Source organism: Actinophytocola gossypii (assembly GCF_025165815.1).
GTDB lineage: Bacteria > Actinomycetota > Actinomycetes > Mycobacteriales > Pseudonocardiaceae > Actinophytocola > Actinophytocola gossypii.
The window spans coordinates 42,364-52,309 of the sequence record NZ_JAFFZE010000030.1; the positions used below are offsets into that span (position 1 = coordinate 42,364).

Below are 9,946 nucleotides of genomic sequence, written 5' to 3' on the forward strand. Positions count from 1 at the left end.
ACATGACCGCCACGCTCGCTCCCCGCGGTCGGACGACCCTGTCCGACCAGGCCGTCGAACGCGTCGCCACCCAAGCTGTCACCGAGGTCGCCGACGTGGGCGGCGCGGCGCACTGGCTGCTCGGGGAGACCCTCAACGGGACACCCGAGAAACGCTCCGCGCAGGTGAGCGCAACGGTCGACGACACGACCGCGGCCCTGCACGTCCGGCTCTCGATCGCCTACCCGGCATCGGTGGCGCGCACGACCGAACAGGTTCGCGACCACCTGATCCGGCGGCTCCACGAACTGACCGGACTGGTGGTGACGCGGGTCGACATCACCGTCGTCGCCCTCTACCTCAACCAGCCAGGGCCACGGCGAGTCCGATGATGCGCAGGCCCCGCCGCACCGTCCCCGCCACGGTGACCGCCCTGGCCCTGCTCAGCGTGTGCGTACTGACCGCGATCAGCGTGATCCAGCTGCTCGCCGGCACGCGACCGCTGATCAGCTACGCGGCGATCGCCGACCTGGCGCACACCACACGCTGGGACAGCCTCGGCGTCGCGATCGCCGCCGGCGTCGTCATGCTGACCGGGCTCGTCCTGCTGCTCACCGCGATCCTGCCCGGCAGGCCCACCGTCATTCCCCTGCGCGCCACGGACACCGGCGCGGCCATCGACGCCGGTGCGTCCCGGCGGAGCCTGCGCGGCACGCTGCGTGCGGCGGCGAACGCCGTGGACGGTGTCACCGCGGTGAGGTTGACACTGCGCCGCCGAGCGGTCACCGCGGTGGTGCGCACCCACCGCACTACCCCCGAAGGGTTGGCCGAGGCCGTCCGTGCCGCCGTCGAGCACCGGCTCGACCAGATCTCCCCGGCCACCCGTCCGGCAGTGCGGGTCAGGGTCGTCGCCCCCAGGAGCACCTCATGACCAGTACGAGCCGCCCAGCCCGCCTCAACCGCTGCCTGCTCGCGGTCATCGGCGTCACGCTCGTGACCGGCGGTGGTCTCGCCATGGCCGCCAGTCTCGGGATGCTGCCGGTCGACCCGGCCACCACCCTCGTGCCCGGCACCGACCTCCCGCCCACGTGGGTGCTGTACGCCGTCGCGGCCGTCGCCGTCCTCCTGGCCCTGCTGTGCCTGCGCTGGCTGGCCGCGCAGCTCGTCAGGAAACCCAGGACCCACACCTGGCGCATCGAGGACGACCCCGAGCACGGCCACACCGAACTGGCCGCCCGCATCGCCACCACACCGTTCACCGCCGACGTCACCGCGTATCCCGGCATTCACGCCGCACACGCCGACCTCACCGGCCCCCAGCACTCCCCCACACTCGCCGTGGTCGTCACCACCGAACACGACGCCGACCTGTCCGACATCCGCCACCGCCTCGACACCCACGGCCTCCCCCGCCTGTGCGGCGCACTCGACCTCACCTCCCTGCCGATGACCCTCGAGTTCCGCTACACCACCAAGCCCAGCGCCCGCACCGTCTGAAGTGCTCAGCGCCGGAGGCACAGGACGGGCACCTGGGCGGTTCCGTCCGCCATGGCGGCGGCATGGTGACGACCCCATCGCAGCAACGCCGTGATATCGACACCGTGGGCGGACGTGCCCTCGTAGGGCTCGATGTTGTCGGCGCCGCGGGTGAGCAGGGCGCCCGCGCCGGCAAGGTTGCCGCGGGCGGCATGTGTGACGCCAACGGCCAGCTGTGCCAGGCCCTTCCACAGCGCACGCGACGCCTCGGGTGCTGCCTTCCAGGCGTCCTCCAACACTTCGTGCGCGTGGAACGGCATGCCGAGGTCGAGCAGCCGCTGCGCCTCCAGAAGCGTGTCCTCCGGTGTCCTGATGACCCCTTCGGGGAGGCGCGGAACGCCCCGGACGTTCCGGGAGTTGAGCACCTGCCTGCGCGGGCGCGACAGTGGGTATGCCCTTGTGCCCGAGGTGAACGAAAGACCATCTCCACCCTGCTTGACCTCAGATCCTTGCGCCACAACGCTTTCACACTGGACGACAGCGGCCTGCGGGACGAGCTGGGTCGCGGGCGGCGCCCGCCGCTCTCTCCACCGGCGCACGACGTTGCCTGACCGGCGATCGACCGCGCACGGGAGTTCAGCGGGTCGGCTCCGGAATGTGGTCGATGGCGTAGACGACCTGTAAGGCGAGCTCACGGGCGACGTCGTCACCGATCGTCTGGTTCTTCGCGAGGACGTCCTGTACGAAAGCGACCCGCCGCTCGTAGCGGGAGATGAACGCGATTTCCTTCATGGTGTTCTCCTTGTGCCGGCCGCGTTTCTGGCGAACCAGTGAGGTGACGCCGCGCGAGGCCGGTGAGGAACCAGCACCTCGAACGTGGGTGTCATCGGTTCCGATGCCCTGAGCATACGCCCGCTCACCACCGATGTGCTGAGAGTCGGCTGTGAGTCAACGAGTCCGGCAAGAGGCCGACAGCGTCGCGAAGCTCCCCCGAACTCCGAGTTCTGCCGGCCGCCGAAGTCCGGTACGACGCGGTTCGCCGCATGAGTAGTCGTCCTTCGGGCCGTGGCGGGCTGCTTCAGGAGGCCCCGTGTGCGGTGATGGCCTCGACGTCGGCGGTGCCGTCGATGACCTGCCGGGCGAGGTCGGAGAGGCGGTGATGGTGCGAGCGGGCGTAGCCGCGCAGGGCGGCGAAGACCTCTTCCGGGGTCATGGTGCCGCTGTGGGCGGCGAGCATGCCTTTGGCCTGCTCGAAGATGACACGGGAGTTGAGGGCGGTCTGCAGTTGCTCGGTGAGCACGACGGCATGGTCGATGGAGCGTTGCTGCAGGATGCCGATGGTGGCGACATCCGCGAGGGCTTGACCGAGCTGACTGGACTCCACGGGCATGCCGTCAGGCTCGCCGTTGAGCAGCGACAGGGCACCGATCACGTCGCGGCGCAGCCGCATCGGCAGAGCGTGCACGGCGCGAAACCCGCACGCCTCGGCCGCGGCGGCATAACGTGGCCACCGGTCAGCGTCGGCGGTCAGGTCGGCGCTGGCCACCACTTCACCGGTCCGCACGCACTCCACGCAGGGGCCACCGGCGGTTTCCGCGGCGAACACCTCGAGCAGTTCGGACTTCTCCGAGGACGCGGCCGCCATCCGGAGCCCACCGCGCTGGTCGGAGAGCAACACGCCGGCGGCGTCCACGTCGAGAAGGTCCACACAGTGGTCGACGAGCATGTGCAGGAACTCGGCGAGATCGAAATCGTCGACCATCGTGTCGGCGAGGTTCACGAACGCCCGCCCGATCCGCTGTTCCCTCGGCGCGGTCGCGCCACTCTCGTCGCCGGAATCGACGGGCCGGGCCGTGTCGGAGCTCCTGGGGGTCGCTCGTGGTTCGCGTTCCAACTGGTCACTCCCCGTCGTCCAGCCGCAACCGGCGCTCGATGATTTCCTTCGCGACCTCGGTCAGTGTCCTGTGATGAGCGAAGGCGTGTCCCCGTATACGCAGCAGCGCCTCTGCCAAACTCACCCGCATGTCCACTGCGACCATACCGGTCGCCTGGTGCACCTCGGCATGGATGTCGACCAGCCCGGACAGCGTCAACAGCGCCACCCCGTGCACGTCGTCGAAGATCGTGTCGGTGGCCGCGTCCGCGAGCAGGAGCGCGTCGGTCAGCTGTGCTTGCGTCAACGGCCCGGCCGATCGCCGATGCATCTCCAGCACGCCCAGCCGAACCCCACCGACCTGCAGCGGGAACGAGAACAACGCGGCAGCGCCCGCGGTGACCGCGTCCGCGGTGAACCCGGGCCAGCGGCCGCTATCCGAGGTCAGATAGGGAACGAGCACCGGACGCCCCAGTTCGAACGCGTCGAAGCACGGCGCCAAGCCGACGGTGACGGCGAGATCATCCAGCCGCACACCGAGTTCGTCGGAGGAATAGACCAACGCGCCCCCACCGTTCACGCTCGTGGCGCCCAGCACCCGCGCTCGCGCACCGGAGACAGCCACCTCCGTCACGCACAGGTCACAGATTCCCCGTAGCAGATCCGCCGCGTTGTCGTATTCCGCGAGCAGGTTTTGCAGGTGCTCGCGCCGGTCTGCGCTCACCGCTCCGCCCTTCTGCACACGCGACCCGCCGCGGCGGGATATGGCGATTCACCATACTCCTCTCGCCGACCGGATGTCTTTCCGACGACGCCGGACCGAACGGGTGACCGTCCCATCAGGACACACCAGCGGTGAGGCGTACTCGTCGAACGCCTCGCGGAGAATCGAGACCTGACCGGACGGGCCATCGGGAACCCGCGACAGCTCGATGTCGTCGGACTGCGCGTCGGCGGCGGAGCCCGCGACTTTCCGCGCGGCGGGTTCCAGGACCACGCGGGTGATGGTGGGAGTGCGCGACCGGTGCACGGTCGCGCTCAGCCCGGCCGGTGCGGCCCTGCGCCCGGAGGTGCAGGCCATTCTCGACCGGGTCGACGCGGCAACCGCCCTGGTGCGCTCTGTGCGCGCGGGATCCGGCGAACCGACCCCGGACTCCACGACCGGATGCTCGCCGAGATCCACGGACCTGACGACGTGCCCGACATCGTCAGGTCCGAACCCGGTGACGACCGCCGCGTCGTCGCCGTCCCGGGCCGACACCCTCCGCACCCGTGGCGTCGTGTACCGCCAGTTCGTGACGCCGGAGCCGTGCGCCCGAGTCGGTCTCGCCTACCGGACACCACCGGTTCCCCCCGATCGAGCGATAGTCCACCGGATGGTGGGGGAGCATTCCCCAGCCGGGCGCGTACGATGAAGGGGATAGATGCCCGGGACCCCGGTATGACGTCAGCGAACCGAGGGGCACCCGATGGCACAGATCGATCCGATCCCGGACACCACGAGGTTCGAGCGGGTCGCCGAACCCCACCAGAGCACGGTCGCGGCCATCGTGTGCGCCACCGAGCGGGGGCTGCTCACCGCGGCCCAGGCCCAGGTCATGATCGACCGGGTTCGGGCGCACCTGACCGTGCGACCTGTCACCGGGGCGGCCATGTCGTCCTCGTCGGGCACGCTCCTGACCACCGCCGTGGGACTGCCGTCCGACGACGTTTGGATCGACGGTCCCCGGGAAACTCCACGGACGAGCTGCCCCAGATCCCGGCGGAGATCCTGGGCGACCACGGTTGGCGGCAGGCGGTGACTGAGAGTGTTCCCTGTCAGCACCGCCGGCGGTCGCTTCGTGCGCTCGGGACGATCCGACACTCGCACGTATCCCCGGAGGTGCGGAGCCCGATGACATCTGTGTCTTCCCAGCGCCGGAGCGAAGCCGGTGACTTCGCGACGTTGTCGCGGGAGATTCGCGGCGCCGGTCTGCTCGAGCGACGGCGCGGTTACTACCTGGCCAGGATCGTGGGGAACCTGGCTGTGTTCGCCGCCGGCTGGGTGGTGTTCGTGGCGATCGGCGACTCGTGGTGGCAGTTGCTCATGGCGGTGTTCTTCGCGGTCATGTTCACCCAGCTGGCGTTCATCGGGCACGACGCCGGTCACAAGCAGATCTTCCGCGGCCGCCACGGCAACGACGCCGTCGGCTACCTGCACGGCGGCCTCGTCGGACTCAGCTACGAATGGTGGGTCGGCAAGCACACCCGGCACCACGCGAACCCCAACCACGAGGACGACGACCCGGATCTCCACATCCCCGCGCTGGCCTTCACCCGGGACCAGGCACGGACCAAACGCGGGCTCCTGCGCTGGATGGCCAGACACCAGGCCGCTCTGTTCTTTCCGCTGTTGCTGCTCGAAGGGCTGAACCTGCACTGGTCGAGCATCAAACACGTGTGGCGCGGCGACGGCCGAGCACGCCGGCTTGAAGCCGGCCTGCTGATCGCGCACCTGGTCGGCTACCTGACCGTCGTGTTCACCGTGCTGTCGCCCCTGACCGGGCTGGCGTTCATCGCCGTGCACCAGGGCCTGTGGGGAGTCTACATGGGATGCTCGTTCGCGCCCAACCACAAGGGAATGCCGACCCTGCCCCCCGGGCACCAGCTCGACTACCTCCGCAAGCAGGTCCTGACCTCCCGCAACGTGTACGGCGGCCGCTGGGTGGATTTCGTCCTCGGTGGACTCAACTACCAGATCGAGCACCACCTGTTCCCCACCATGCCCCGTCCCAACCTGCGCCGGGCCCAGGTGATTGTCCAGGACTTCTGCGCACGCCACCGCATCGACTACGCCCAATGCGGACTCGTGCGCTCCTACCAGCACGTCCTACACCACCTGCGCGACGCAGGCGCCCCACTCCGACACAAGGAGGCCAAGGCGGCATGACACGCCATGAACCCCGTCTCGAAATAAAACCCACCGGTGCCGCCACCGGCAGCGTCGACGGCGGCTGGTGGCCACAGTCGCTCGATCCGACAACCGCCTTTCCCGAACTGGTCTCGGCACTGCGCCCCTGGATCGGTCCGGTCGGCCGCATCGCCTACAACCTCGGCCGCTGGGAGCCGGCGCCCCGCAAGCAGACCGTGAACGGCCAGGTCATCCGGTACGAGGGCTTCCACACGATCGACCCGCACACCGTGACCGCGATCGGGACCAACGCCCGCCGGGTGAGTCTGCTGGTCGTGCCGCCACACACGCCAGGCGGCGTCGCCAGGGCGGTACTGCGATCCGCGGCCGCCGCGGACAGCACCGCCACCGTCGCGGACATCCTGGCCAGCAACGGCGTTCCGCCCCAGGACGGCGCCGGGGCTCCTGCCGACCCGACCCGAGCCGAGCAGGTACCGGAGCAGCGCTGGGAGGCCGATGGCGGCTACGTCCACAACACCGACCGGCGCACGGCCGCGTCACCAGGCTCAGCCCGATAGGAATCGAATTCGCGGAACTCGCACACTGTGGAGGCAGACATGCTCATTCTCGTAGTCGTACTACTGGCGGTGTGGCTCATCGTCTCGATCATCGGTTTCGCGATGGAGGGACTGCTGTGGCTGGGCATCGTCGGCATCGTCCTGTTCATCGGAACCGCCGTGATCGGCGGCGTCCGGCGCAAGACCCTCAGGCGGCCGTCCACACGCTGAACCGGGCCTCAGCCGACGACGCCGCTCCCGACATTGCCGGAGGGTGGTTGGCTCCCCCTGATCACCTCATTGACCACGACTTCCAGGTTCGGGCGGTGTCACGATCGTCGGCGTCGACCCGATGCTGGTCGAGCGGGGCGTGGCGGAGGGTGCTGACCACCGGGGCACTGTTCGGATCCCTGGTTCGGCCTGTTAGGCCTCGGCTCGAGGACAACGGAACTTCGTGTCGCACACCCAACTGGTCACGGGACCTGCTCGCAGCACTCGCCTACGCGACAACTGACGGTCCACCCCGAACACTCCATCGATACGACACGAAGAAGAGCACCGACATGAGCACGACCTCGCATTCGTCGTCCAACACCAAGGAACTCACCACCGAAAGGCTGACGTTGCGGCCCTGGCGCGTCGCGGACGCCCAGACCGCGCTGGACGTCTACGGGCACGCCGACGTGACCCGCTGGCTCAGCCCCGACATGGACCGCGTTCCGAGCCTGCCGGCCATGCGGCTGCTGCTGCAGCAATGGATCGCCGAAGACGCCCGGTTGCCAGCGCCAGCGGGCCGATGGGCGATCCAGGTCAACACCGACGACCGCGTCATCGGCGGCGCCATCCTGCTCCCCCTGCCACCCGGCAACGAGGACCTCGAGATCGGCTGGCAACTCCACCCCGACACCTGGGGCAACGGCTACGCCACCGAAACCACCCACGCCCTGGCCACCTGGGCGTTCAGCCAGGACGTCCAGGAGATCTTCGCCGTCGTCCGGCCCGGCAACGCCCGCGCCGCCGCAACGGTCCGAAACAACGGCATGCACTGGGTCGGTGAGACCACCAAGTACTTCGATGCCGACCTGCAGGTGTACCGCCTGCGCATGGCCGACCTCGACCGAGCAGCCCCCGAAGGCCACCACCCACCCGGCCTCAACCACTGACGTGGTGCCTGTCAGCGGGTGCGAGGTGTTCCTGGCCTGACGAGCCGGTCGGTCATGTCCGGGGTGGCACGCCGGGTCGGGTGCGCGAACCCTTGCGAACGTGGTCGTCATCGAGCGTTCCGTCGATGATCTGTGCGGCGACGTCGCTGAGGCGGCGGTTGTGGCCGCGGGCGTAGGCGCGCATCACCTGGAAAGCTTCGTCCATGTGCAGCCCGGCGCGTTGGGCGAGGACGCCTTTGGCTTGTTCGAGTTGGACGCGGCTGTTCAGGGCGGTCTGCAGTTGGGTGGCGAGTTGTTCGCCGGTGGCGATCGCGCGTTCCTGGATCAGGCCGACGGTGGCGACATCGGCCATGGCCTGACCGATGCTCAGATCGGCGTCGGTGAGTCGGCCGGGCTTGAGCCGGAACAGGTTCAGCGCGCCGACGGTCTCTGCGCGCAGGCGCATCGGGAGTGCCTGTGCGGAGTGGAACCCGAAGCCCTGCAACTGGTCGGTGAACGCGGGCCACGAAGTGCGCATCGCGGGCAGGTCGTCGCGGGCCACGGGGCGCCCGGACCTGAAGCAGTCCAGGCAGGGGCCTTGGTTGTTCTGCAGTTCGTAGAGTTCCAGCAGGCGGGCCTCCTCGGCGGACGAGGCCATCAGACGCAGGGCACCCCGCTGGTCGGCCAGCATGATCCCGGCGGCATCGGCGTCGAGCAGTTCGACGCTTCGGGTGGCCAGGGTGTGGAGGAAGTCGACGATGTCGAAGTCGGCCACCAGGGTGTCGGCCAGGCTCACGAAGGTGCTGGCGAGGAGTTGTTCGCGGCTCGTCATGAGCCCACCGCCTGTGTCTCGTTGGAGGTCACGACCAGCCCTGCCCTGTGGCGCCGGACTCGTTGTCGTCGAATGACAGGCGTCGATCGACTACGTCGGCGGCGACGACCGACACCGTCTGACCGGTAGCGTACGCGTACGCACGCAGCCGCAGCAGTGCCTCGTCGAGGCCGATGCCGAGTTGGATCGTGAGCATCCCCGTCGCTTGGTGGACCACCGCCTGGCTGTCGATCGGCCCGTCGAGCGCGGCGTTCGCCGCACCGTGCTCGTCGTGGTCCTGCAGGTGCAGCACCATGACGGTGGCCGCTTCGGCGAAGGCCAGCGCGTCGGCGAGGTCGAGGTCGGTGAGCGGTCCTGCGGTGTCGCGGTAGAGGTCCAGGACACCCACTCGGATGGCGCCGACCCGCAGCGGGAACGCGAAGATGGCGCGCACCCCGGCAGCGAGCGCTGCGGCGTCGAACCGCGACCACCGCGCCGACCCGACGGCCGTGAGGTCCGGCTGAAGCACCGGGCGACCGCTCCCGGACGCCGCCGCGCACGGCCCCTCACCGAGAGCGAACTGCAGTTCCTCCAACTGCCGGGCCCGCCCGTCGGTGGCCGCGAGCACCACCCCACTGGGCCCGTCGGCGGTCATCAGCGCCACCGCGACACCGCTGACCGGCAACGCCGCCAAGCACTCCGCGCACAACCTGGCCGGCGGCGTGCCCTCTCCGCTCTCGGCGATCGTCGACAGGATCTCGGTCACTCGGGGACCACGCACGGCGGCTATCCGTCCGGTCCGCAACCGGCACGCACCAGGGCGTCGGTGAGGTCAGAGCTGATGTGGAACACGCTGTCGAGGCCGGTGATCGCCAGGGGCATCAGCACCGGGCGGGTGGACGCGACCAGGCAGAGCGTGACACCCGCCGTCGCGGCCGGTTCTCTGGCGTCCACGAGGACGGTGAGACCGGCCACTCCGAAGAACCCCACGTCGGTGAGGTCGACGATCACGTGCGGCACGGTGTCCCGCACGAGCGGGAGCAACTGGTCCGCCATCTGTGTGCTGGTGAGCATGTCCACCTCGCCGTGCACCGTGAGGACGGTCGCGGCGGGCGGGACGGGATGCGCGGTGATGGTCAGCAGCTGAGTAGCCGAGTACGGGTGTGGCTGGACGGGCGGATAAACCGCCATGGGCGTGGTCACAAGACTCTCCCGTCG

At 69.4% G+C, this 9,946-nt stretch carries 16 protein-coding genes; 8 read left to right on the top strand and 8 right to left on the bottom strand.

Going from position 1 to position 9,946, the window contains the following annotated elements; all coding sequences use genetic code 11:
• Positions 1-2: 2 nt before the first annotated feature.
• The 3 genes from JT362_RS33230 to JT362_RS33240 are packed head-to-tail and all read left to right on the top strand — an operon-like array spanning position 3 to position 1,476.
• Complete coding sequence (locus JT362_RS33230; protein WP_260195865.1) at positions 3-371, top strand: Asp23/Gls24 family envelope stress response protein; 369 nt, start codon at positions 3-5, stop codon at positions 369-371.
• Complete coding sequence (locus JT362_RS33235) at positions 368-910, top strand: DUF6286 domain-containing protein (RefSeq protein WP_260195866.1); 543 nt, start codon at positions 368-370, stop codon at positions 908-910. Before JT362_RS33230 ends, JT362_RS33235 begins: the two co-directional genes overlap by 4 nt.
• A complete protein-coding gene (locus JT362_RS33240; protein WP_260195868.1) occupies positions 907-1,476 on the top strand; it encodes an alkaline shock response membrane anchor protein AmaP in 570 nt (189 codons plus the stop codon). The genes JT362_RS33235 and JT362_RS33240 overlap by 4 nt, the downstream gene beginning before the upstream one ends.
• A gap of 5 nt (positions 1,477-1,481) precedes the next feature.
• Here JT362_RS33240 and JT362_RS33245 read toward each other — a convergent pair whose 3' ends face one another.
• From JT362_RS33245 to JT362_RS33265, 5 genes are all read right to left on the bottom strand, one after another.
• Positions 1,482-1,880, bottom strand: a complete 399-nt coding sequence (locus JT362_RS33245; protein WP_260195869.1) for a DUF309 domain-containing protein — start codon at positions 1,878-1,880, stop codon at positions 1,482-1,484.
• A 211-nt stretch (positions 1,881-2,091) separates the two neighbouring features.
• A complete protein-coding gene (locus JT362_RS33250) occupies positions 2,092-2,247 on the bottom strand; it encodes a DUF6307 family protein (RefSeq protein ID WP_260195870.1) in 156 nt (51 codons plus the stop codon).
• A 286-nt stretch (positions 2,248-2,533) separates the two neighbouring features.
• Entirely contained in the window at positions 2,534-3,349 is an 816-nt protein-coding gene (locus JT362_RS33255) for a GAF and ANTAR domain-containing protein (RefSeq protein WP_260195871.1), read from the bottom strand.
• 4 nt (positions 3,350-3,353) lie between these two features.
• The gene (locus JT362_RS33260) at positions 3,354-4,052 is read right to left on the bottom strand and encodes a GAF and ANTAR domain-containing protein (RefSeq protein ID WP_260195872.1); all 699 of its coding nucleotides are present in this window, start codon (positions 4,050-4,052) and stop codon (positions 3,354-3,356) included.
• Positions 4,053-4,100: 48 nt separating this feature from the next.
• On the bottom strand, positions 4,101-4,589 hold the full coding sequence (locus tag JT362_RS33265) for a hypothetical protein (RefSeq protein ID WP_260195873.1): 489 nt from the start codon (positions 4,587-4,589) through the stop codon (positions 4,101-4,103).
• 208 nt (positions 4,590-4,797) lie between these two features.
• On the opposite strand from JT362_RS33265, the gene JT362_RS33270 reads away from it, so the two are divergent.
• From JT362_RS33270 to JT362_RS33290, 5 genes are all read left to right on the top strand, one after another.
• Positions 4,798-5,130 carry a hypothetical protein gene (locus tag JT362_RS33270; protein ID WP_260195874.1) on the top strand — a complete coding sequence of 111 codons (333 nt, stop codon included), beginning with the start codon at positions 4,798-4,800 and terminating at the stop codon, positions 5,128-5,130.
• Positions 5,131-5,222: 92 nt separating this feature from the next.
• Positions 5,223-6,257, top strand: a complete 1,035-nt coding sequence (locus tag JT362_RS33275) for a fatty acid desaturase family protein (RefSeq protein WP_260195875.1) — start codon at positions 5,223-5,225, stop codon at positions 6,255-6,257.
• On the top strand, positions 6,254-6,796 hold the full coding sequence (locus JT362_RS33280) for a DUF5994 family protein (RefSeq protein WP_260195876.1): 543 nt from the start codon (positions 6,254-6,256) through the stop codon (positions 6,794-6,796). The genes JT362_RS33275 and JT362_RS33280 overlap by 4 nt, the downstream gene beginning before the upstream one ends.
• A gap of 39 nt (positions 6,797-6,835) precedes the next feature.
• Positions 6,836-7,006 (top strand): hypothetical protein, encoded by a 171-nt coding sequence (locus JT362_RS33285; RefSeq protein ID WP_260195877.1) that lies wholly within the window; start codon positions 6,836-6,838, stop codon positions 7,004-7,006.
• A gap of 332 nt (positions 7,007-7,338) precedes the next feature.
• Positions 7,339-7,938 (top strand): GNAT family N-acetyltransferase, encoded by a 600-nt coding sequence (locus JT362_RS33290; protein WP_260195878.1) that lies wholly within the window; start codon positions 7,339-7,341, stop codon positions 7,936-7,938.
• A 52-nt stretch (positions 7,939-7,990) separates the two neighbouring features.
• Here the strand turns inward: JT362_RS33290 and JT362_RS33295 are convergent, their stop codons facing one another.
• Genes JT362_RS33295 through JT362_RS33305 form a run of 3 tightly spaced genes read right to left on the bottom strand, consistent with a single transcriptional unit; the run spans position 7,991 to position 9,931 of the window.
• Complete coding sequence (locus tag JT362_RS33295; RefSeq protein WP_260195879.1) at positions 7,991-8,749, bottom strand: GAF and ANTAR domain-containing protein; 759 nt, start codon at positions 8,747-8,749, stop codon at positions 7,991-7,993.
• A 28-nt stretch (positions 8,750-8,777) separates the two neighbouring features.
• Positions 8,778-9,494: a GAF and ANTAR domain-containing protein gene (locus tag JT362_RS33300; protein ID WP_260195881.1), complete on the bottom strand. Its 717-nt coding sequence runs from the start codon at positions 9,492-9,494 to the stop codon at positions 8,778-8,780.
• A 20-nt stretch (positions 9,495-9,514) separates the two neighbouring features.
• Complete coding sequence (locus JT362_RS33305; RefSeq protein WP_260195882.1) at positions 9,515-9,931, bottom strand: STAS domain-containing protein; 417 nt, start codon at positions 9,929-9,931, stop codon at positions 9,515-9,517.
• Between the last annotated feature and the right edge of the window lie 15 nt (positions 9,932-9,946).

Excerpts from the sequence above, each read along its gene's own strand:
- JT362_RS33230 (WP_260195865.1), top strand. The coding sequence starts at position 3 with ATGACCGCCACGCTCGCTCCCCGCGGTCGGACGACCCTGTCCGACCAG.
- JT362_RS33235 (WP_260195866.1), top strand. The coding sequence starts at position 368 with ATGATGCGCAGGCCCCGCCGCACCGTCCCCGCCACGGTGACCGCCCTG.
- JT362_RS33240 (WP_260195868.1), top strand. The coding sequence starts at position 907 with ATGACCAGTACGAGCCGCCCAGCCCGCCTCAACCGCTGCCTGCTCGCG.
- JT362_RS33250 (WP_260195870.1), bottom strand. The coding sequence starts at position 2,247 with ATGAAGGAAATCGCGTTCATCTCCCGCTACGAGCGGCGGGTCGCTTTC.
- JT362_RS33270 (WP_260195874.1), top strand. The coding sequence starts at position 4,798 with ATGGCACAGATCGATCCGATCCCGGACACCACGAGGTTCGAGCGGGTC.
- JT362_RS33275 (WP_260195875.1), top strand. The coding sequence starts at position 5,223 with ATGACATCTGTGTCTTCCCAGCGCCGGAGCGAAGCCGGTGACTTCGCG.
- JT362_RS33280 (WP_260195876.1), top strand. The coding sequence starts at position 6,254 with ATGACACGCCATGAACCCCGTCTCGAAATAAAACCCACCGGTGCCGCC.
- JT362_RS33285 (WP_260195877.1), top strand. The coding sequence starts at position 6,836 with ATGCTCATTCTCGTAGTCGTACTACTGGCGGTGTGGCTCATCGTCTCG.
- JT362_RS33290 (WP_260195878.1), top strand. The coding sequence starts at position 7,339 with ATGAGCACGACCTCGCATTCGTCGTCCAACACCAAGGAACTCACCACC.
- JT362_RS33295 (WP_260195879.1), bottom strand. The coding sequence starts at position 8,749 with ATGACGAGCCGCGAACAACTCCTCGCCAGCACCTTCGTGAGCCTGGCC.